This window comes from Halomonas sp. 7T (genome assembly GCF_025643255.1).
Taxonomy (GTDB): Bacteria; Pseudomonadota; Gammaproteobacteria; order Pseudomonadales; family Halomonadaceae; genus Vreelandella.
On record NZ_CP087112.1, the window covers coordinates 717,454 to 739,077 of the forward strand.

Here is a 21,624-nt window from a genome sequence, read left to right on the forward strand (position 1 = left end):
TTCGCTAAACCGTGCTTAACGCACCACCAAGCGGATCGTGCAGGCATTGCCAAACCAGGCAACGCCCTCTTGCAGCAGGTCAACGTCTAGCCGGTAATCGCCAGCCTCGGTAGGTGGAAGAAGGATCTCAACCGAATCCTGCTCTCCTGGAGCAAGGTTAGCGGTTAACGCGGCCCGCAATAGGTCGGCCTGCACCGGCTCACCGTTGGGGGTCAGCAGGTGAGCACCCAGCCGCACCGGGTAAGCGCCCCGGTAAGGCCAAGTGATTTGCGAAAGGTTCGTAACGTTCAGTGCAATGCGACGCTCTTGGCCGGCGGGCATCTCTAGCACTGCTGGGCAGCCGCTTAATTCGCCGTAGCGTTCACTCGCAGGAAGAGGCTCGCGAGCGCTGCCATCATAAAGCTTGTCCATAATATTAAAATCGTAAACAAGCACTTTGAAGGCGCCAACCTCATGAACAGCGCTAGGCTCTGCTAACGGCTCGGGAAGCTGATCCTGCATGTGTTGGCGCTCTTCTCCCCTTAACAGCAGAAAGGTTGGCCCCTGGTGAAAAGAGGGGCGGTACCACGCCTCAGAAGCTAACACCCTAAACGGCGAAATGTTGTCAGGCTGAATAGTAACACCCACGATGTTCACGTCCCCGGCACTTAATACAGTGTTAACGGAAGCATTCCAGAAGCTCGCATAGCCATAGACGAGATTATGTTCGCGTAGCAAGGCGATTAAAGGGTCGAATGGGCTCTCTTTAAACGCGACGCTGCCATTTTGTGTACGGGTTAGGCCATCTCCGACTAAGTGTTGCCAAGCGAACAGCGAATGAAAAACCACTACCACAAAATAAAGGTGCCAAACACGCCCTCCCCAAAGGTCTGCCAACTTGGCAATAAACACAATGCTGATGACCGCCGATAATATTTGCAGTAGCGCAAAGTAGCGAATTGCCGGCATAGCAACAGCGAGGTTATTGCTAAACACATAGAAAATAAACGTCAGCATAAAGCTAAAGCAGTAAAAGAGTACTAACGTAAAGAGTAAGCGATTATCCTCTTTTGCTGATTTAAACAGCAGAGCCCAGGGTAAAAAGAAAAACCAAGTAAATAGTACGGCCCGAAAGATAAGCTCAACACCGGTAAGCGAGACAATCGGCGCGCTGTGAAATGTTGGTAGGCTATAGTCAGAGGGCGGGTTAAGGAGTATGCCCGCAGAAAAGAAGTACCCTTCAATAAATAGCCGGAAGTGTGTTGCCACCTCTTCAAAGCTAGTAATCGTCAGAGATGAGGCGATATTCATATAGCTGATGGTTTCAGTCAGCCAGAGTTTGTTCAGCACCAACCCTAAGCCGTAGCATACGCTACAAAAGCCTATGACGGCGGCGAGCCATGTAGAGTGATAGCCATCAAAAACAGGATGATAAGACAGGCGTTGATGGGGTTGAGCGCCATCACGCAGGTATTTAACGCACGTTAGAGTGGCTAACACGGCAAAAAGAGGGAGCAAAATACTGAAAAGAAAGCGTACCCCTGTTAGCCCTAACAAAAAAAGCAGCACTGCCAGAGCGCCCAAGTGCCATCGGCTTTTGGCACCCTCTGAAAGCGTCTGTGGGGGAAACACAGCCCCAAGGGTGAGCAGGAGAAATAGAAAGCCCCATGCATAGCCATGAGACATTTGCCCAAACAGGCTTTCGGATACATAAGGCGATATGCCCGTAAACAGCGTGGCCAGCAGTGCAAACGTGGCTATTGTGGGTAGCTGAGCGCGTTTTGCAAAGTATATCGTGGACAATATCAGCAGCCCGGAAAATATCCATCCTGATGCTGCGTGTAGCGCGAAGCTGTTTTTAAAAAAGAGCAGCAGTGGTGCAATAAATACATGGTTATAAACAATCCATACATCGCCATAGCCGTAGAACCACTCCTCCGGAAAAAAACGCCCGGTTCTTACCATTTCACCAGCCAATACATTAATGATGGCGGAGTCGGAGTGAAAAAATACGCGGTAGGTAACGGCTTGATAAAACAGAATCGCGAGAATATTGATAACCGCAACGGCAAAAAAAAGCCTTCCAATCATCCTTGGGTTTTTGTTCACTTTTCTTTCTCCTGAAGGGTTAGCGCACATTCCATGCTGTCTCTCGCTCTTGAATAAAACATCGCATCCTAAAGAGCCGCCGGTGCAATAGCAACGATAAGTCGCGCGCGCTCATGCCCTCTCGTCTGCTTTGTAAGTTATTTCTTACATGCTGTCAGACATCTCTTACAAAATTAACCCTGTGTCCGGCGTAGCTCCCATGAAGCGGGCGTTTCTACCTTTCAGAGCTAGGGCTGGTGGCCATTGATGCCAGTGTTTCGCCGCGCACGACTCGTAATTTAGAAGCCACCAACCCAACGCTGAACGATGACCTGCGTGCGGAAGAGCAACGCTTAAAAGACGATATCGACATTCCGGTGTTTCCCGTGGCCGTATTTGGCATCGCTACACGTTTTAATTAGCAAGCTTAACGGCTTGGTATTGAGAGTCAGGTTTCTGAGTAGTCGTTGGGACTACCCGGAAACATGTTACCCGTAAAAGTGAAAACGCCGCAGAATAAGCGCTTGTTTGTAAAAATAAGCGCTAGCGGTTGTGATAAATTGGTGGATTCAAAACACTTCTTATTAAAACGCTGCCTGATTCCTGCCTGTGTCATTTTTGTTGTCACTATTTGGCGTTCATTGGCAAACTAACATACTGAGGTAAGTGACGATGGTGACCGTTACCCGCGATCCAGAGCGTTATCGTGTGTTTCCAGGGGATGGCTTTGATGGCGTGGGGCTGGTAGAAGCCGGCGGTTCCTACGGCACGGGCACACTGCTTTATGGTGGTCGTGCCGTATTAACCTCCGCCCACGTGCTGGAGGGGGCAGAGGCGGTAACGGTACGCCTGGAAACACCAGCTGGGCGTGTTCATTTGCCCGCTTCGGCGTATGGCCTACATCCGCGTTACGATACGTTCCAGAACAACAGTGATCTGGCGCTGTTATGGCTAAGCGAACCCGCACCTTATAGTGTTGAGCGCAGCACGCTTTATCGTTATGGCGATGAGTTAGGCAGTATTATCTCGTTAGTGGGTTACGGCCTAACGGGGGAAGGCGCTGGCGGCTATGTGGAAAACGGGCGCGAAGGGCCTGTGAAGCGCATGGCGGCTAATCGTTTTGATACGACGGGTGAGGCGTTGAAAGACACCTTTGGGCAGGGGATCAATTGGGACCCGTTGCCAGGCTCGCAGTTGATTATCGATTTTGATAACGGTAGCAGCGCTAATGATGCGCTGGGCGCGCTGATGGGCCTGCATGATACGGGGCTGGGCAGCGCAGAAGGGATGATTGCGCCAGGTGACAGTGGGGGACCCGCGTTTATAGGCGATAAGGTGGCGGGTATCGCGACCTATACCGCGTCGTTAAGCCGCAACGGTCAACGTCCGGACGTGAATAGCAGCCCAGACAGTAGCTTCGGTGAAATTGCGGGTTTTCAGCGTGTTAGCTTTTACCAGCAGTGGATCGATCAAGCGCTTCGTCAAGCAGACCCTAATGCGCCCAGCCGGCCAGAGGATGTTGCTACTTCAATAGTTGAGGGTGATGAAGGGACTCAACTGATCTATTTCTTGTTGGAATTTACTGGCCAGCGCGACGATCCAGATCAATGGTTAAGCGTTGATTTTGCCACGCGAGATGGCACCGCTACAGCAGGGGAGGACTACTTGGCAGTCGCGGATACGCTCATTCTTTATCCTGGTGAAACTCAAGCCACTATTGCTGTAGAGATCATTGGGGATGATGTACCAGAGCCGGATGAAACGTTCTACCTGGATGTGTTTAATCCGGTCGGCGGCAGTTTTGGCGAAGGCGTTGCCCAGTTAACGGCCATGCGCACCATTGTTGATGATGATGGCTGGATTGCGTAAAGCGCTACCGGTAGGGTGCTATTTTACCGGCCGATGCGAATTCAGTAGAATATTGCGCTTATATTAGGCGACAAGCGGGAACATAATGCCGAAACTGCCCAAAAGCGTTGTCATTGAAGGCCGTCGTTATCCAACCTGGGCGTTGAGTTCCCGGGCGCGGGAACAGCTAGTCAATTTGCACCTCGTCGATGCGCATATAGCTGAGCTACGCCAGCGCCTGGCGTTATATAGCGCTGCTTACCAGCAGGGCCGTGCGTCTCTCCGTCAAGCGCTTTCTGAACCCACAGGCTCTGAACAGGTGCTACCTGAGCGTGCCCCGCCGAAAGAAGCTCCTGCTGTTGAACAGCGCTATTTCTGGCATATTCTGCCGCTAGCGTGGGGCAAGGCGAACTTTCCTATGCAAACCTCTGTCCTAAATTTGCACGCTATTGGGGCAGGTGGCTATTACCAAGAGGGCGACCAGCTGCTGCTCTATGTAAAAGGTTACGGCGTTGTGGGTTGGGGAGCCGTAGAAGCGAATACCCCGACGGAGCAACTGTTATCATTACGCTTTCAGGCTGCTTCGCTTGATGATGCGTTGCCAGCAAGCGCTCTGAAGGCGTTTTCACTGCGTCACCCTAATCGTGCTTCTCAACAGTTGCCTAAAAGCGCTGATGTTGAGGGTTTACTAGCTGAATTAGCAGCTCTACCTGCTGCTTAACAAACCCTCTGTATTGGGTGGGCGCTGTCAGCAATCAGCAGCGGGCAAAGCTGTTATAATCCTATTTCACTTTTTATTGCTAATTGAAGGGAGCTTTACATGGCGAAGGATCAATCAAAAACCGTTACGATTGATGGTCGCGAATATAATTTGGCCGATCTGTCTGAAAACGCTCGTAATCAGCTGCTTAACCTGCGTGTTACTGACCAAGAAGTTCAGCGTTTGAATCAGCAGCTAGCGATTGCCCAAACAGCGCGTACTGCTTATGCCAACGCGCTGAAGAAAGAGCTGCCTGAGCAGAAAACACACTAATCGACCGTAGATACCAAGGTCGCGTTAGCGCGTTTACAAACCCCACCTTGGTGGGGTTTTGTTGTTTCAGGAACGTAAAAAAGTGTCTGCTCCCCCGTTATGGTGCTTTAGGTTGTATTAGCTCTCCATAATGGTTAAATATAGTAAGGCTTGTAATACTTAGGTTTTCTACGCGTGGGGAGCTGGTACATGGCGTTTCCGAATATTCTTCACCATGGCGGGGCGGGTGGCGTCACCGGCAGCTGTCATCAGTTAATCGCCAATGATGAGGCGTCACTGTTAATTGATTGCGGTCTGTTCCAGGGTGAAGATGCCGCCGCCGACAGCTTTCAGCAGTTGGAGGTGGGGTTTGATATCTCCACGGTGAAGGCATTGGTAGTGACCCATGTGCATATCGACCATATTGGCCGCTTGCCCTATTTGCTAGCCGCGGGATTTGAGGGGCCGATTATTTGCTCTGAACCCACGGCGCTGCTGCTGCCGCTGGTGATTGAGGATGCGTTAAAGATTGGCTTTACCCGTAATGCGCGTTTAATCGAGCAATTTCAGCAGCGGGTGCAGGCGCAGTTAGTGCCGGTGGATTACGCGCACTGGCACACGGTGGTAGACGATTCGGCGCTGCGTATGCGGTTAAAGCTTAAGCGGGCTGGGCACATTTTAGGCTCTAGCTTCGTGGAGGTCGCGCTTAACGATCGTGTGCTGGGCCAAAAGCAGCGAGTAGTATTTTCAGGCGATTTAGGGGCGCCTGGCTCGCCGTTGCTGCCTGCGCCTAAGTCGCCTTCAAAGGCGGATGTGTTGGTGCTGGAATCGACTTACGGCGACAGGCTGCATCAGCACCGCCGTGAACGGGCGAACACGTTGAGGCGTGCTATCGAGCGTGCCTTAGAGAATCAAGGTACGGTGATTATTCCTGCGTTTAGCGTTGGGCGTACCCAGGAGCTGCTGTATGAGCTGGAGGGTATTATCCATAGCGCTGGCCGTCAGCATGCTTTGTGGCATTCGCTGGAAATTATTGTCGATTCGCCGTTGGCAGCGCGGTTTACCAAGGTGTACCGCTCGCTGAAGCCGTATTGGGATAACGAAGCCCATCAGCGTCTGCGCGCCGGGCGCCATCCGCTCAATTTCGCCAACCTGTACACGGTGGATGACCACACTATCCATGAGCAAACCGTGCGCTATTTAGCCGAAAGCGGGCGGCCTGCAGTGGTAATTGCGGCTAGCGGTATGTGCGCAGGCGGGCGCGTGGTGAATTATTTGAAAGCGATGCTGGGCGATGCCCGCCATCAGGTGCTGTTTGTGGGTTACCAGGGTGCTGGCACGCCAGGGCGCGATATTCAGCGCTACGGCCCGCAAGGTGGCTGGGTGACGCTCGACGGTGAGCGCTACGATATTCGTGCCGGGGTCACCACCATTAGCGGCTACTCCGCTCATGCCGACCAACAGGATTTGCTCAACTTTATTAAACGTATGCGCCAGTGGCCTAAGGAGATTCGTCTTGTGCATGGCGACGACTCGGCCCGCCAAGCGTTGAAAGGGTCTATTGAAGCAATGGCGGCGAAGCATCATCGCTCGGTGGTGGTGAGCTTACCCGATAGCTTTTCATCTTGAGATTGCTTCGTCGCAGGCTCCTCGTAATGACACGGGTAGATGTCCTCTAGCCTGACACTATGGCGGAGCATTACCTAACTCTTGGGTGTGCTATTATCCGCAGCTTTCATGCCCTGGTCAGGTTGTTCACTATGCTGAGTCATCTTGCTTCTCGTGAAGAGCGGGTGCGCTGTTTTATCAGCGGTGCTGTTTTCCTATTGGGTGCTCTTGCCCTGGTGGTTCCTTCGGGTTACTCCATTGGCGCAGCTTTGTTGGTGCTGGCCAGTGCGGTGTGGGGCCGCTCTGTTTTTCCGCTCTCTGCTCAAGACCGTTGGATTATTGTGGCGCTGGTTACGTACGGCGTCGTTGTTGGCGGGCTGTCGATGCTTGACCATGGCTCGAAAGGGTTTGATCGCCCGGTGCGCTTTTTGCTAGCGGTGCCGGTTTTGCTACTTGTGCTGCGTTTTCCACCGCGCCAGGCATGGCTGTGGGCCGGGTTAGCCATTGGGGCTATTGGCGCGGGCAGTTGGGGGATGTGGCAGAAGCTGGTGGAGGGAGCGGAGCGTGCAGACGGGCATTTGCAAGTTATCCAGTTTGGTAACTTGAGCATGTTAATGGGCGTGCTGTGTTTGGCAGGATTGGGCTGGGCGGTAGTTCAGCGTCAACGTGCACTGTGGGTAGTCTTGTTGTTATTAGGCGCGCTGTTGGGCATGGTCGGCTCGCTGATGTCGGGTAGCCGAGGAGGCTGGATTGGTCTGCCGGTGATCGCTTTTGTCCTCTATCGTGGTTATGGCCGCCAGCTGGCAACCTCCGTAAAACTGATAGCCGTGGGTGTGATGCTGACCATCGTGACGACGGTATATCTACTGCCGCAAACCGGTGTGCAGCCTCGAATCCAAGCGGCGGTTAATGATATTAGCCTGTATGTGTCGGGCGGCGAGCGGAATACCTCGCTGGGCCTGCGTTTTGAAATGTGGCGCGGCGCAGCGCAGCTGATTAGCGAACGGCCGCTGCTTGGTTGGGGAGAGACGGGCTATTACGAGGGGCAGGTGGCGCTTGCTGAACAGGGGGCCGTTACCCAGATGGTCACAGAGTTTGACCATGCGCATAACGAGTTTATCGATGTACTAGCGAAGCAGGGGCTGGTGGGGCTGGCTGCGCTGTTGCTGCTTTATATGGTGCCGCTTAAGGTCTTTGCCCCAGGGCTGCTGCATCCAGACCTTCATGTTCGGGCGTTGGCGGTGGCGGGAACACTTCTGCCTGTGGCGTACATTGATTTTGGGTTATCGCAAACATTTTTAGCCCACAACAGTGGCGCCATGTTTTACGCCTTTTGGCTGGTCGTGCTGTGGGGCAGTTACAGTGCTTCCTGTCGGAAGCACATCACTAAACCGAACGCGGACGGCTAAACGTTACCAGCCGCCTTGGCCTTCTAACAGGCTGCGGGTGTTGTTGTTCAGGGGCAGCCTAAAATCCGTGCTGCCCAGCACCATAGCATCGCCTGCTCTGACTACCCGCGCACTGACATAAACGTAGTCCTGCCCTTGGGCGTAGGTGCCCATCAGGATAGAGCGCGCATTGTGCTGGGCGCTTAAACGCTGTACCTGGCGGGATAAAATCAGTTCGCCGACGCTCTCTTCAATAAACATGCTGTCGCGCATTTTGACTTCGCGCACCTGCATGCCTTCTCTCGCCAGGGCAGAGGCCATGAGTTCAGAGCTAATTCGGCCAAGCGTTGAGGATTGGCTGAGGTTGTCGATGCTGACAAACGTCGCTGCGATCATCGGGCTGTAACGAGTGATGTCTGGGTTGCTTGCCACCATTTGGCTAGCGGCGGCGTGGACTAGCTCAGAAAGGTCGGGCTCAGGCGGCGGTGCTTGGGTGTTAGTGTTGCCAAAGTTGGCGCATCCTGCCAGTAACAGCGTGACCACTATCAGCAGTAAAGAGCGGGTGCGGCGCGCTAAACTGCGCCCGAAAGTGACAGTCGAAGATAAAAACATAGCGTTACCAATTATCGGTGATGGAAACAGTGGGCGTAATAGGCGCTTGGGGAACGCGATGCGGAGCGTAGTGGCGACGATCTCCCGCATTGATGTAGTAGATATTCGAGGAGGAGTAGAGAATTCGATCTTCCTCGACAATTTGCGTGGTCACGATAATTTCTTCATTGCTGGTATGGGTCCAGCTGCCGCTAGTGGTGTCTGCTAAAACGCCGGCGGGAATAAGCCCTAAGGCAGGTTCGCTCCACTGGTTAAACGGGATAGTCGCCACGGCGACCCCTGCCGTTAATGCGGTGAAGGCGCCAACGGGCGGGCGAATAAACCCGCGATCACGGTGCTCGACGACTTCCACATCAATTTGGATGGTGGCGCCACCTGCTCGGGGCTGAGTGGTTACGCTGCCCCCGCGGGAAACTAGTTCGCTGGTCAGCAGTGTGCGAAAGCCACGCTCGAATTCGCCGCCGCTGTAGGCGCTGAGATAGGCGTGCTCTTTAGCGGGAATGTGTAAATCCCTAAAGCGCACGCGCTCGCTACGCAGAATGCCGCTGGCTTCATGCCGGGCAAGCACTTCCCAGTGGTGGGCTGCCTGCATGCGTTGCTGCTCTGTGTAGGGGTAGGTGGTGGCCACCGGCGCCTGTGAGGTATTGGCATAAAAACAACCGCTGAGCATTAGGCCGGCAAGCCCTACGCTAACAGGGCGTAAAAAACGCAGGTTAGAGGATGAAATAAAACGATTACGCACCTGATAGTTCCTTCTCGCTACAAAACGGCTTTTGGTAGACTAGTCTGCCACGCTTAGTCTATATCGGCCATGAGGTTAAAAACTTAATGAGTAATTGCCCGAATGCTTGAAGATCACCGCGCTGGGCCACGTCATGATTCGCTGCTCACTGCCTATTCAGATGATGATAGCAATAGCGGTTGGATGATTAGCTACATCGATATAATGACGTTACTAGTAGCGCTCTTCGTGATTATTATTGCCGGGGCTGGGGTCACTAGCCCAACGTGGAAACCGCAAGAAGAAGCGCCAGAACCACGTTATGATGCTCTGCCCATGCTGGACATACCGTTGCCTATCGAACTTGCCGGTGTGCGTCCTCCGCGTGAAGGCTTTTATGTAGCGCCCACTCAACCCGGCGAGCTGAGCCAGATGGCCATCAGTGCTGCGTTAGGCGTGGCTGGATTGCCGGAACGCCGTCCATTAGTGGGGGTGCCGCCCTTATTGGCGCGTGTGATCGCGGAACCTGCGCAGCCTGAAGCGCCTACGATTGAAACGGTAATTGAAGCGGTACTTGATACGGTACTTGAAACGGCGCCTGAGACAGTACCTGAGACGGTATTGCCGCGCCCGCTGTTAGCGACGAGCGAGCAGGCAGTGTCGCCATTTGCCGATTATATGGTGCTGCTGACCGATCGTCCGCCGGTGAATGTACAAGAGGCAGACGAGATCGTTAGCCATGCGCTGGCGCTGGATGAAGCGCTAGTCGAACGGGTAGAAACGTCGCCTTACCTTCCTAACCTGGAAGGCGTTGAAGTGTCGCGCGTTGCCGAAGGTATTAGCCTGCGTGTACAGGATCGGTTGCTGTTTCCATCCGCGGCGGCGGAGCTTTCAGAAGGCGGCACTTCGCTTGTCAGCAGCCTGCTGGAGACAATACAGCGTTACGATGGTGAGGTGTGGGTAGAAGGGCACTCGGATAGCCAGACGATTAATACCCCTGAGTTTTCATCTAACTGGGCGCTTTCCAGTGCACGTGCCATTGCCATCGTAGAGGCGCTTGAAGCGGCTGGCGTAGAACCACAGCGTTTACGCGCGGTAGGGCTTGCGGCAACGCAGCCGCTAGAAGATAACAGTACCGCAGAAGGGCGTTCACGCAATCGCCGCGTCGAGGTGGTTATTCACGTTGAGTAGCGTTTAGCTGAGTCAAAAAAAAGCCCGCCGGGGGAGGCGGGCATTAAAGGGCTTGGCTCACTGCAGCTCACTGGCATCAGGTGAGGGGGTGTACAGAAGTGCCAGTGAGTACAATGTCAGTATAGCTATTTGAGATGCTTTGCCAAGGGTTTGTGCAAATATTTTCGTCTTTTTTAAATTTTTGTAGCAGCCGCTTGGCGCTTCACGGAATCGTTTTTTGCACCTTATTGGTGCTAGCTAGATGCCTTTTATTGGTGCGCCCGCATATTTAGCCTCTTTTTTATTCCTATCTACCTGTTTTTGAACGCTTGTATTTGTTTGGCATATAACCTGCTTTATTTGTTTATCGACGCGTTAGCGCTGATGTACTGAACGCTTTTACGATAGCAAAAGGTGATGTTATGTCTAAACAGGCCAACGCTCCTTCAACACCGGTGGCATTGCCGCAACACGTAGCCCCGTGTGCTACAGACCCAGTACTGCCGCCGCGCCTGGTAGTAACAGACCTTGATGGCTCACTGCTGGATCACCATACCTACGACTTTTCCCCTGCGGCCCCTTGGCTAGCACGCCTTAAACAGCTAGGCGTGCCGGTGATACCTGTGTCCAGCAAAACCCGCGCTGAACTGATCCCCCTTCGTGAATTACTTGGCCTAACGGCAACCCCGTTTGTTGCTGAAAATGGCGCCGTGATTGGTTTGCCGCCTGGCTGGTGCCATGCCCGTTTAGACCGACCAGGCAGTGCCTGCGATGGGGTGGTCGTTAAACACACGGGGGTAGATGTGGGGTTTATTGGCGCTCGGCTAAAAATATGGCGAGAACGACTTGGCCTTCGATTCACCCGTATGAGTGAGCTGAATACTCAGCAAATCATGCAGCTAACCGGGCTGGACGAGGCGCGGGCCAGGGCGGCTCAGCGGCGGGAGGGGAGTGAGCCGCTGATTTGGCAGGATGATGAGAAAGCGATTGAGGCGTTTCGTCGTGCGCTAGCGGGCGATGGCCTTGAGCTGACCCAAGGGGGGCGTTTTTGGCATGTGATGGGGCGCGCCTCCGATAAAGGCAGTGCCGTGGCGTGGTTAATTAAACGCTTCAGCGCGCTTAGGGGTAGCGCGCCGATTGCGCTGGGGCTGGGCGATGGCCCGAACGATATCACCATGCTAGAGGCGGTGGATCAGGCCGTGGTGATTAGAGGGTGCCATGGCTTAGAGGTATCGCCGCAAAGTGATGCCTTATACCGCACCGAGGCAACCGGGCCAACCGGCTGGGCCGAGGGGGTGGCCCACTGGTGGGGGCGAGATAACCGCCAATTAGCGGCGGCACCCCGTCTACCGTCTGCTACAGCCTAATGCAAAAAAGGATCAGCGAATGAGTGACTTTCATCAAAATGGCGTGATTACCGATTTTCATAACCTAACGCGCCGCCCGGTAGAGGTGTTGGAACAGGAGCTGAGCCAGTTTGCCAAGCGGCGCCCCATGGGGTTGATCTTGCCCTCGTTGTTTTCAGAGTTAGAGGGGCCAGCGCTTTCTGCTATTGTCGATGAATTAGTTAACGTGCCCTATCTCAACGAAGTGGTGATTGGCTTAGATCGCGCCGACCGCGACCAGTTTTTATATGCCCGGGAGTTTTTTGCACGCCTGCCTCAACATACCCGCATTTTGTGGAACGATGGCCCACGGTTAAGGGCGCTAGATGCCGAGCTGGAGAGCCATGGGTTAGGCGCGTTGGAGCCGGGCAAGGGGCGTAATGTCTGGTATTGCGCAGGCTATATTCTATCCTCAGGGCGCTCATCGGTGGTGGGGTTGCATGACTGCGATATTCTCACCTACGACCGCAGCCTGTTGGCACGCCTTATGTATCCCGTTGCACATCCACGGTTCAACTATAGTTTTTGTAAAGGTTATTACCCGCGCATTGCCGAGGGGAAGCTAAACGGGCGAGTCTCAAGACTGATGGTGACGCCACTCATACGTGCCCTGAAGACAGTGTGCGGGCCGCTGCCTTATCTCGATTACTTGGATAGTTTTCGTTACCCGCTGTCTGGCGAATTCGCGATGCGCAGTGAAGTACTGGAGGGCATACGCATACCGGCAGACTGGGGCCTAGAAATTGGCGTGCTTTCCGAGTTACAGCGCAATTATGCGCCAAGGCAGCTGTGCCAGGTCGATATCGCCGATGCCTATGACCATAAACACCAGCCGGTGAGCGAAGACGACCCTAATGGCGGCCTTAACCGCATGAGCTTGGATATCGCCAAGGCGCTGTATCGCAAGCTTGCCACCCACGGAGTGAGCTTTAGCAGCGAGGATTTCCGCACGCTCAAAGCCACCTATTACCGCTATGCCTTAGACCTTATCGAAGCCTATGATCACGATGCCACCATGAACGGGTTGAGCCTGGACCGGCACTGTGAAGAGCAGGCGGTTGAGCTGTTTGCCAGCAACCTGTTAGAAGCAGGTAACCTGTTTCTAGAAAACCCACGGGAGCGGCCGTTTATACCCAGTTGGAACCGTGTTCAAGCTGCAGTACCCGATTTGCTAACGCGCATGCACGAAGCAGTGGAGCTGGATAACCAAGGCAAGGTGTAGCGGCAACGATGTTGTAACCCTGCTTATGGCAGGGTTTTTTTTGTTCATTTCTCTAGTGCTTCACGCGATGCCAGCTACGCGCGAACTTAATAGAGGCGTTAATAAAGCGATCTTAAATACCATAAAGGTATAAACATATAACCATATATGGTCTATAGTAGGTGTATAGCAGCATCAAAAACCACCGACGGGAGGCCCTGTATGCAACGCCCAATTGTCACCCCCTTTTTTGATGAGCCCACCAATACGTTTAGCTACGTGGTGCAAGACCCTGATAGCACTGCCTGTGCGATTGTCGACTCCGTGCTGGATTTTGATTATGCCGCTGGGCAGACGGACGTACGTTCAGCCAATGAGATCATTGGCTTTATCCGCGATAACGGCTTGACGGTTGCATGGATTCTGGAAACCCACGTACATGCTGATCACCTTTCTGCAGCACCCTATTTGCATCAGCAGTTAGGCGGTAAAACCGGTATTGGCGCGCATATCGTTGAGGTTCAGGAGATCTTTGGCAAAGCGTTTAATGCGGGTACGGAGTTCGCTCGGGATGGCAGCCAGTTCGATGCGCTGTTTAATGAAGGGGATACCTTTACCATCGGCGGCTTGCAAGGCCAGGTACTCCACACACCGGGGCACACGCCTGCTTGTTTAACGTATGTCATAGGCGATGCGGCGTTTGTGGGCGATACGCTGTTTATGCCCGATTACGGCACTGCGCGGTGTGACTTCCCGGGTGGCGATGCCCGCACCCTTTACCGGTCGATTCAAAAAGTGCTGGCCTTGCCGGAGCAAACACGGCTGTTTTTGTGCCACGACTATAAAGCGCCAGGACGCGATACCTACCAGCACGAAACCAGCGTGGCAGAGCAGCGCGCCGCTAACGTGCATGTTCATGAAGGCATTAGCGAAGACGCCTTCGTCAAAATGCGCTCCGAACGTGATGCCACGCTGGGTATGCCGAAACTCATTATACCGTCGGTGCAGGTCAATATGCGGGCCGGTGAAATGCCGCCTGCAGAAGATAACGGTCAGGTGTATTTAAAAGTCCCCATTAATCGTTTTTAAGCGTTTTTATCTGAAGGAAAGGAGCTATTCATGAAATCTAACGTAGGCGGTATCGATAAAGTGGCGCGCATTGTGGTGGGTGCCGTACTGATTGGGCTGGCGCTGACCGGTACGGTAGGCGCCTGGGGCTGGATTGGCGTTGTGCCGCTGGCAACCGGCCTGTTTAATTTTTGCCCGCTTTATCCGCTGCTGGGCATCTCAACGTGTAAAACCAAGCGCTAATACGGTGTTTAGCCTTGCGGCACATTAAATCAACAGCGTTACATGCACTTTTGGGAGTTCGCCGTGGACTGGACAGCGAGTCTGCAAGGGTTGGTCGGGGGCGTATTAATTGGCCTCTCTGCCGTATGGTTGATGGGGTCGCTTGGTCGCATTGCGGGCATTAGCGGCATCATTGGCACGTTAATTACTCAGCCGCCGAAAGGCGACAGCGCCTGGCGGCTGGCGTTTTTAGTGGGTTTGGTGAGTGGCCCGCTAGTGGTGATGGCTTTTGGCGGCGGGCTTGGCAATGTGGCAAGTGCCCCCGGCGCGGTGATTGGCGAGCCAGCAGGCGGTGTGCCGCTCATGCTGATGACCGGGCTGTTAGTCGGGCTAGGCACCGGCATTGGTAGCGGCTGTACAAGCGGGCACGGTGTTTGCGGCTTAGCGCGCTTGGCGCCGCGCTCCATCGCCGCGACGGGGCTATTTCTTGTGACGGCCATTGCGACCGTTTATATCGTGCGCCACGTTTTAGGAGGTGGTGTATGAGCCGGGCTATTAGCGCGAATGCGGCTAAAACGGCGGCGGGTTATCTGGCAGGGCTGCTGTTTGGGCTAGGGTTAGCCATATCGGGCATGACAGACCCCGCGCGGGTATTAGGGTTTCTAGATGTTGCCGGCGCCTGGGACCCCACGTTGATGTTTGTGTTAGGCGGCGCGGTGGTGACCACCTTTATCGGCTATCGGCTGGTGTATGCCCGTGGCACTCCGCTGTTTAGTAACGCCTTCCAGCTGCCCAGTAAGCAGGATTTAGACGCCAAGCTGCTGGGCGGTGCGGCGCTCTTTGGGATTGGTTGGGGGCTTTCTGGCTACTGCCCTGGCCCGGCGATTGCTTCGGTTGGGGGCTTATCGTTACCGCTGCTCGCCATGTTAGTCACCATGGTGGTGGGGTGGATAATAGCGAAGCGAATTTAGCCTAGCGTATAACACGCTTCACTCTATTGCCCGCTGGATGACGTTTTCACCCTTACTTTCACAGTAGGGGTGTTTTTATTGATACGGGTCATGCATGTGGCTCGGCGCTTAACGCTGGGTTAATGCGCGTTTGCCATGCTGGCCCCACTGTAGAAGGAAACCGCTATGCATGTCCTACTCATTGAAGATGACCCGCTGGTGGCCTCGGGTATTCGCTCAGGCTTGATGATGTACGATTTTGTCGTCGATCACGTCTCTTCGATGAAGGCCGCGCGCCAAGCCATGCAGTCAGTCGAGAGCGATGTGGTCATCCTGGATCGCGGGCTGCCCGACGGTGACGGGTTGCAGCTGTTACGAACATGGCGGGAGCAGGGCGTCACGACACCGGTATTGATATTAACCGCCCGGGATGCCGTGCGTGACCGGGTGGATGGGCTTCAATGCGGCGCTGATGACTATCTGGTAAAGCCGTTTGATCTTGATGAGTTAGTGGCGCGCTTGCACGCGTTGCTGCGCCGTGTCTCAGGGCGCAGCAAAGGATTGACCGTTCATGGGGCGTTAACCCTCGACCCGGCCTCGCGCGAGGTGAGCGTTGCCGGGCAGAAAGTGGCGCTTTCCCGACGTGAGCTGGTGCTGCTGGAAGCGTTTTTGCACTCGCCACGCAGCGTGCTGTCGGCAGACCAGTTAAAAGATAGCCTGTACGGTTTAAACGATGACGTAGAGAGCAATGCGCTAAACGTGCATATCCATCACCTTCGCCGCAAGCTCGGCAGCGGTGTGATTGAAACCGTGCGTGGCTTGGGGTATCGGCTTGGTAAACCTGAAGCGGTGCATCTACCCGGCACACCTCATAAGGGGCAGCAATGAGTTTACGTGCCCGCTTATTGCTGACCCTCGGCTTAACGCTGGTGGTGCTATGGGGCGTAGCGGCGGCTTGGCTACTGAATGATCTAGAGGAAAAGTTTGTCGAAACCCTCGATCAGCGCTTGGCTCAATCGGCGCGTATGGTTGCGGGGTTAGTGCTTCAGCTGCCTGAGGAGGTGTGGGCGCAGAGTGCAACAGCGGCCCTTTCGATTCCACCGATTGAAGGCTTGGCCTGCCAGGTTCACTCGCCACAAGGCAACATCATTGCTCGCACACATGCCGACCTTGAAGCGGTACTTTCGCCCGGCGCTAGGGGGCACACCTACCGCGAAGAGGGGGATACCACCTGGCGGGTGTTTACCTACGAGCGTGGCGATTTAGTCATCACCACCGCCGACCGTATGGATGAGCGCGATAAGCTGCTCAGTGATGTTATCCGCGTGGCGGTGGTGCCCTTTATCGTTGCCTCGATAGGCAGTTTTATTGCGCTCTGGGTGGGGGTGTGGCGGGGGCTGCTGCCGTTAGCGCGCCTGCGAGCGGCGCTGGCTAGTCGTCACCCTGAGGCGCTGGCGCCGGTTTCGACTTATGGTGTACCCAAAGAGATCAAACCCCTTATTGATACGCTTAATGGGCTACTCACCCGTGTGCAGTACACCCTGGTGCGCGAGCAGCGCTTCACCAATGACGCCGCCCATGAGCTGCGTACCCCGTTAACCGCTATTAAAACCCACCTTCAAATTGCTCGCCGCGCTGAAAAAAGTGCGGCTGAAGAGTCGTTGCGCCACGCTGAAGCAGGCGTAGTGCGACTAGCACATACGCTAGATCAGCTGCTGACGCTGGCCCGCGTGGAAGGGCGCATGCGCTTTGATGATGGCGAGCCGAGCCAGGTGGCTGAGATTGTGGAATACGCAATAGCCGACTGCATAGCCGCACCAGGACAGTGCCAGCCGCCGGAGGCACTCCCTCCTGTATGCCTGGCAATGCCCCGAGAGCTTGCCGTCACGGCGCTACGTAACCTGCTGGATAACGCGCTGCATCATGGCCCCCATGGAGCGCCGGTGACTTTAGCCGTGAACGGTGGTGATGGCCACGTGACGTTTAGTGTTTGTGACCAGGGGCCAGGGGTGGATGAGGCCACCTTAAAGCAGCTTACCCAGCGGTTTTGGCGAGCCAGCAAGCAGCAGGGAAGTGGCTTAGGACTTGCCATTGTGGAGGCCATCGCTGAGCGCTTTGGCGGCAGTGTGACATTCGAAAATATGAAAGCAGGTGGTTTTAGCGCGCACTTAACGGTGCCAACGGTGACGTCAAACACCTAAAAACAGCAAAAAACGTAAAACGAGCGCGTTACTAAAAGCGTGTTAATGAAAACGTAGTAATGAAAAAGCGTTAATGAAAGAGCAGTAACGACCAAGCAATCGGGGGAGTTATGAATAAAAAACAGTGGAGCAAGGCGAGTTTGCTAATCAGTGCTTGCCTAGCGGCCAGCGCAACGTTTGCCCAGGAGGGGGATGCAGAGCGTGGCCAAGCAGCTGCAGCAACCTGTACCGCGTGCCATCAGGCAAACGGTGCGGGTATGAATATTCCCGGTGGGGAGTCCTGGCCGCGTTTGGCGGGGTTAGACGCGGGCTATATCGCCAAGCAGCTACATGATTTTAAAGCGGGGCACCGACAAAACGCCTCGATGATGCCGTTTGCCAATATGCTCAGTGACGAGCAAATTGCCGATGTGGCGGCTTACTACAGCCAAATGCCGGTCACGCCTGCCCAAGGAGGCCAAGATGCCAGCGAGGCGACTCTAGCCCGCGGGCAGCAACTGGCTGAGCGTGGCGACTGGGATGACTATATCGTGTCTTGTAAAAGCTGCCATGGCCCAGGTGGGCAAGGCGCTGGAAGTGATTTTCCGGGCATTGCCAGCCAGCATGCGGGGTACATCAGCGCTCAACTGCTGGCATGGAAAAACGACGAGCGTAGCAACGACCCGCAGAACTTGATGGGCGCGATTGCCAAGCGCATGAGTGATGACGATATTCAGGCCGTATCCGCATGGTATGCGACGCAAACGGTGAGTGAACAAACGGTCAATTCAACCGGGGAGGCAGCGCAATGATGTTCTATAAAAAGCGTCTCGTGTTAGCGCTCGTTGGAGGCTCATTAGCCACGGGGTTGGTGATCAACGCCTTTGCCGATAGCGATGCCACCCAGGAAGATGAAGCGGCTTACCAAGGGTTGGTTGAACTAGGCTTTCCGGCCCCCCAGGAAGGTGAGCTTGTCCATGTTCCACCCACCATGGCGGACCTCGACGCGGCGGATATTCATCCCGAGCTTAAAAAAGTCATTCGTTACGGTTATGAGCTTTTCACCGATACCCAGCAGCTGCGCGGGGAGAATGTGTATAACGACATGAACTGCTCTAGCTGCCACTTGGGTGAGGGACGTCAGCCATTTAGCGCGCCGGTTTGGCCAGCGGCGGTCACGTTGCCGGATTTCCGTGGTAAAAATCAGCACGTTAATAATCTAGAAGAGCGTATTGCCGGCTGCTTTGCGTACTCTATGAACGGCACACCGCCGGAGTACGGTAGCGATGAGGTGCTCGCGCTGAGCGCTTACCACCAGTGGCTGGCCACCGGGGCGCCGATGTACCCTAGCCAGCCTATCTACGGGCGCGGCTTTCCTGCGCCTGAGGAACCCGCTCAAGCACCCGACTATGCGCGAGGCGAAGCGGCCTATCAGGAGCAGTGCTCAATTTGCCACCAGGAGGATGGCTCGGGGCACTATGAAAACGGTGAGTACGTCTTTCCTGCTCCGTGGGGCGATGGGTCGAACAACTGGGGAGCGGGTATCGTGCGGGTGGACACCGCCGCAGGCTTTATTTACAACAATATGCCGCTTGGGCAGCCCCGGTCGCTCGACCCCCAAGAAGCATGGGACATTGCGTACTACATGAGCAGCCAAGAGCGGCCCCAAGACCCGCGCTACACCGGCGATGTGGCCGACACGCTAGAGCGCTTTGGGCCGACGTTCCACCGTCGTTCGTTGTACGGGCAGACGCGTGAGCACGACGGGCATGTGCTTGGCGATCATGCCAACACCGGCGAGAAAGGCGACGTGATTCCTTGGAACGTGGGCGAGCCGCGTTTTGAGCAGCTTGCCGACGAGTAAATTAACGTTATCAAGCGAAGATAGACGACAAGAGAAGAGAGATAATTAAGCGAGGCGGCCCACGGGTCGCCTCCCTTTTTTGCAGCGACGTTTGGGCTAGTCTAACTCCTGCACGCCGCCCCCAGAGACGGTCAGGATCTGGCCGCTAATCCAGCTGGCGGCCGGTGAGCAGAGAAATAGCGCTGCATTGGCCATATCTTGGGGCTCACCCAGCCGCTGCAGCGGTGTATGGGTTAGCATGCGCTGCTCAATTTCGTCCGTTAGCACCGACTTTAATGCTTCGGTGCGCGTGGCGCCTGGGGCGATGCCGTTAACCCGGATATTCTGCGGTCCAAGGTCGAAGGCGATGTTACGCACCAAGTGGCTGGTGGCGGCCTTGGAGGAGCCATAGGCGGCCATGCGCTTGTTCTTGTTTTCCGCTGACATCGAGGTAATGGCCAAAATCGCGCCGCCGCCCGCTTTTTCCATTTCGGGAGCGGCCAGCTGCGCCAGACGGAAGAGGGAGAACACGTTAAGGTCATAGGCACGGCGAAAGTCCTTCATGGGCATATCGAAGGGCTTGGGGCCGCCACCGCCGGCATTGCTGACCAGCAGCGTCAGTTTGCCGAAGGTGTCGACTGTTTTGGCCACCACGGCGGCAAGATCCTCTTCGCGGGTGACATCGCACGCTATGCTCGTTGCCTTGCCGCCATCCGCCGAGATACCTTCTGCTACGAGGTTGGCCGATGCGGCATCCAGGTCGCTGACCACGACGGCTGCGCCAGCCCCGGCGAACGTTTCAGCAATGGCGCGGCCGATGCCGGCGCCAGCACCCGTGACCAGGGCAACGTGGCCGGTTAGCGTAAACTGTTGGGGATCATACATGTAACGCTCCTTATCCATGATGCTAGCAGTAAAACTGCGCACGTGATGCCAGTGTGTGTGCCACGTTAACGCAGTTAAATACAGGGGGCTGGGTAGGCGAGGCTTATGAGAGGCGCTCAGTCGGGACTCAGTACAGATGCACCGCCTCGAAACGAGCACGCGCCGCGTTCTCTGTGTCGATAAGTGTCAACGTTTTGCCTTCTATCTGCCAGCGGGCAGTCTCGTTGAGCGCCTCAAGAACGTGTTGCTCCTGCATCATCGCTTCGCTGGGGCAGGCCATTCGGGTGGTGGCGAGTTGGCCGAAGCTTAATCGGTCATCATCACGTTCGTACTGCCCCATCAGGCGGTTACAGCCGGTAGAGCCTGCCAGGCGAGACTCCTCAGTGTGTAGCACCAGATGCGCTTCACTTGCCTGGTCGGTGGTCACCGCTGCGTGCTCCCCCACTGATAATAGCTTCCAGTAAGTATTCTCTAGCGGCTCATCGTTGACTGTCGCATCCTGCGTCGCGCAGCCCGTCAGCGCCACGGTACCTAGCAGCAGGGCTGCAAGAGAAAGCTTATGCGTCAGTTTCATTAAAAACACTCCATTGTTTACAAGAAGCCTAATAAGACCCCGCCGTGGCTAAAGGTTCCCCGAACCTCAAGGGGCTTCGCTGCCCATCATCTCAATCAGGCGTTCTTCACTAGGCAGGCCTTGAACACGATCAATACGGATGCTGCCGCTCTCTGTTTCGCGCTGAAACGCGCTGGTTGGCGTGGCGTATAGGCCTAACGCTTCAAACAGCTGATTATTGGAATAGACCTGCTCTTCAATCTCCCGTGATTGGGCGCTGGCACTAACGCGCTCCCCTTCGCTATGGGCACTCAGCGCGGCGCTGGGGTTATCTGCGCCGAGCATTGTGGCGGCGAGGGCTGGGCTGTCAGGGGCTAAAATGCCGACCATAATATGGCGCAGCTGCACTTTGCCAGCGTCTATCCAGGGGCGGGATTGCTCCCACAGCTGGTGGCAGTAGGGGCAGTTGGCGTCAGTGAAGGTGTAAATAATGCGCGGTGCTGCGCTGTCGCCATCCTGTATCCAGTGGCTCTCTTCCAGCAGTTGCCATGTTTCTGCTTCTAAAGGAACGCGGACGTGCTCGTCGAGCTGGGCTTCGGTAAGGTCGTTCCCTTCACTATCCATTAACGTACCCACAATGGCGTGCTCGCCATCGGGGGTTAAGTAAATAGCCATATCCTGACCCTGCACGCTAGCACCATAGCCCCTTAAACCGCCGGGTGCCTCGAACTGGCCGTGGATGGAAAGCCCTTGGTCGCGCAGCGCCTGAACCGGCGCGGGAAGCGCTTCTGCATAGCTTAGCGGGGCAGCACCAATGCCAGCTAACATGACCATGCGGCCTAGGGTGGGAAGCGCTAGGCTAGAAAGCGTAAAACGTTGCATAACCGTATCCTTAATGAATATTTAGCATC

General features: G+C 55.2%; 23 protein-coding genes. 17 read left to right on the forward strand and 6 right to left on the reverse strand.

The genetic code is table 11. From position 1 onward, the window contains the following. Positions 1–15 precede the first annotated feature (15 nt). Positions 16–2,088 carry a hypothetical protein gene (locus tag LOS15_RS03270; RefSeq protein ID WP_263068085.1) on the reverse strand — a complete coding sequence of 691 codons (2,073 nt, stop codon included), beginning with the start codon at positions 2,086–2,088 and terminating at the stop codon, positions 16–18. 236 nt (positions 2,089–2,324) lie between these two features. On the opposite strand from LOS15_RS03270, the gene LOS15_RS03275 reads away from it, so the two are divergent. The 6 genes from LOS15_RS03275 to LOS15_RS03300 all read left to right on the forward strand — a co-directional run bounded on the left by LOS15_RS03275 (position 2,325) and on the right by LOS15_RS03300 (position 7,944). Beyond that, positions 2,325–2,489 carry a hypothetical protein gene (locus tag LOS15_RS03275; protein ID WP_263068086.1) on the forward strand — a complete coding sequence of 55 codons (165 nt, stop codon included), beginning with the start codon at positions 2,325–2,327 and terminating at the stop codon, positions 2,487–2,489. A gap of 250 nt (positions 2,490–2,739) precedes the next feature. Then, on the forward strand, positions 2,740–3,936 hold the full coding sequence (locus LOS15_RS03280; protein ID WP_263068087.1) for a Calx-beta domain-containing protein: 1,197 nt from the start codon (positions 2,740–2,742) through the stop codon (positions 3,934–3,936). An 85-nt stretch (positions 3,937–4,021) separates the two neighbouring features. Further along, positions 4,022–4,636 carry a hypothetical protein gene (locus LOS15_RS03285; protein WP_263068088.1) on the forward strand — a complete coding sequence of 205 codons (615 nt, stop codon included), beginning with the start codon at positions 4,022–4,024 and terminating at the stop codon, positions 4,634–4,636. A 99-nt stretch (positions 4,637–4,735) separates the two neighbouring features. Beyond that, positions 4,736–4,948 carry a DUF6447 family protein gene (locus tag LOS15_RS03290; protein WP_263068089.1) on the forward strand — a complete coding sequence of 71 codons (213 nt, stop codon included), beginning with the start codon at positions 4,736–4,738 and terminating at the stop codon, positions 4,946–4,948. Between the two features lie 189 nt (positions 4,949–5,137). Further along, positions 5,138–6,556: an MBL fold metallo-hydrolase gene (locus tag LOS15_RS03295; protein WP_263068090.1), complete on the forward strand. Its 1,419-nt coding sequence runs from the start codon at positions 5,138–5,140 to the stop codon at positions 6,554–6,556. 131 nt (positions 6,557–6,687) lie between these two features. Then, a complete protein-coding gene (locus tag LOS15_RS03300; protein WP_263068091.1) occupies positions 6,688–7,944 on the forward strand; it encodes an O-antigen ligase family protein in 1,257 nt (418 codons plus the stop codon). A gap of 3 nt (positions 7,945–7,947) precedes the next feature. Here LOS15_RS03300 and LOS15_RS03305 read toward each other — a convergent pair whose 3' ends face one another. Both LOS15_RS03305 and LOS15_RS03310 read right to left on the reverse strand, forming a co-directional pair. Then, complete coding sequence (locus LOS15_RS03305; protein ID WP_263068092.1) at positions 7,948–8,535, reverse strand: FlgO family outer membrane protein; 588 nt, start codon at positions 8,533–8,535, stop codon at positions 7,948–7,950. Between the two features lie 4 nt (positions 8,536–8,539). Further along, complete coding sequence (locus tag LOS15_RS03310; RefSeq protein ID WP_263068093.1) at positions 8,540–9,277, reverse strand: hypothetical protein; 738 nt, start codon at positions 9,275–9,277, stop codon at positions 8,540–8,542. A gap of 102 nt (positions 9,278–9,379) precedes the next feature. Between LOS15_RS03310 and LOS15_RS03315 the strand changes: the two genes are divergently transcribed. The 11 genes from LOS15_RS03315 (at position 9,380) to LOS15_RS03365 (ending at position 19,296) form a co-directional block, all read left to right on the forward strand. Beyond that, positions 9,380–10,447, forward strand: a complete 1,068-nt coding sequence (locus tag LOS15_RS03315; protein ID WP_263068094.1) for an OmpA family protein — start codon at positions 9,380–9,382, stop codon at positions 10,445–10,447. Between the two features lie 401 nt (positions 10,448–10,848). Continuing rightward, complete coding sequence (locus LOS15_RS03320) at positions 10,849–11,793, forward strand: HAD-IIB family hydrolase (RefSeq protein ID WP_263068095.1); 945 nt, start codon at positions 10,849–10,851, stop codon at positions 11,791–11,793. Between the two features lie 19 nt (positions 11,794–11,812). Next, positions 11,813–13,033 (forward strand): glycosyl transferase, encoded by a 1,221-nt coding sequence (locus LOS15_RS03325; RefSeq protein ID WP_263068096.1) that lies wholly within the window; start codon positions 11,813–11,815, stop codon positions 13,031–13,033. 201 nt (positions 13,034–13,234) lie between these two features. Beyond that, positions 13,235–14,101, forward strand: a complete 867-nt coding sequence (locus LOS15_RS03330; protein ID WP_263068097.1) for an MBL fold metallo-hydrolase — start codon at positions 13,235–13,237, stop codon at positions 14,099–14,101. Between the two features lie 30 nt (positions 14,102–14,131). Further along, positions 14,132–14,323 carry a DUF2892 domain-containing protein gene (locus LOS15_RS03335; RefSeq protein WP_263068098.1) on the forward strand — a complete coding sequence of 64 codons (192 nt, stop codon included), beginning with the start codon at positions 14,132–14,134 and terminating at the stop codon, positions 14,321–14,323. A 63-nt stretch (positions 14,324–14,386) separates the two neighbouring features. Further along, positions 14,387–14,848, forward strand: coding sequence for a YeeE/YedE family protein (locus tag LOS15_RS03340; RefSeq protein WP_263068100.1), 462 nt, complete (start codon positions 14,387–14,389; stop codon positions 14,846–14,848). Beyond that, positions 14,845–15,273, forward strand: coding sequence for a DUF6691 family protein (locus tag LOS15_RS03345; RefSeq protein WP_263068101.1), 429 nt, complete (start codon positions 14,845–14,847; stop codon positions 15,271–15,273). Before LOS15_RS03340 ends, LOS15_RS03345 begins: the two co-directional genes overlap by 4 nt. A gap of 165 nt (positions 15,274–15,438) precedes the next feature. Next, positions 15,439–16,140 carry a response regulator gene (locus LOS15_RS03350; protein WP_263068102.1) on the forward strand — a complete coding sequence of 234 codons (702 nt, stop codon included), beginning with the start codon at positions 15,439–15,441 and terminating at the stop codon, positions 16,138–16,140. Further along, a complete protein-coding gene (locus tag LOS15_RS03355) occupies positions 16,137–17,453 on the forward strand; it encodes an ATP-binding protein (protein ID WP_263068104.1) in 1,317 nt (438 codons plus the stop codon). The genes LOS15_RS03350 and LOS15_RS03355 overlap by 4 nt, the downstream gene beginning before the upstream one ends. A 110-nt stretch (positions 17,454–17,563) precedes the next feature. Then, complete coding sequence (locus LOS15_RS03360) at positions 17,564–18,244, forward strand: c-type cytochrome (protein ID WP_263068106.1); 681 nt, start codon at positions 17,564–17,566, stop codon at positions 18,242–18,244. Next, positions 18,241–19,296 (forward strand): c-type cytochrome, encoded by a 1,056-nt coding sequence (locus LOS15_RS03365; RefSeq protein WP_263068108.1) that lies wholly within the window; start codon positions 18,241–18,243, stop codon positions 19,294–19,296. The genes LOS15_RS03360 and LOS15_RS03365 overlap by 4 nt, the downstream gene beginning before the upstream one ends. A gap of 96 nt (positions 19,297–19,392) precedes the next feature. Here LOS15_RS03365 and hdhA read toward each other — a convergent pair whose 3' ends face one another. The 3 genes from hdhA to dsbG all read right to left on the reverse strand — a co-directional run bounded on the left by hdhA (position 19,393) and on the right by dsbG (position 21,595). Beyond that, positions 19,393–20,160 carry a 7-alpha-hydroxysteroid dehydrogenase gene (gene hdhA / locus LOS15_RS03370; protein ID WP_263068110.1) on the reverse strand — a complete coding sequence of 256 codons (768 nt, stop codon included), beginning with the start codon at positions 20,158–20,160 and terminating at the stop codon, positions 19,393–19,395. A 127-nt stretch (positions 20,161–20,287) separates the two neighbouring features. After that, complete coding sequence (locus LOS15_RS03375) at positions 20,288–20,734, reverse strand: META domain-containing protein (RefSeq protein ID WP_263068111.1); 447 nt, start codon at positions 20,732–20,734, stop codon at positions 20,288–20,290. Between the two features lie 66 nt (positions 20,735–20,800). Next, positions 20,801–21,595, reverse strand: a complete 795-nt coding sequence (gene dsbG / locus LOS15_RS03380; protein ID WP_263068113.1) for a thiol:disulfide interchange protein DsbG — start codon at positions 21,593–21,595, stop codon at positions 20,801–20,803. Positions 21,596–21,624 lie beyond the last annotated feature (29 nt).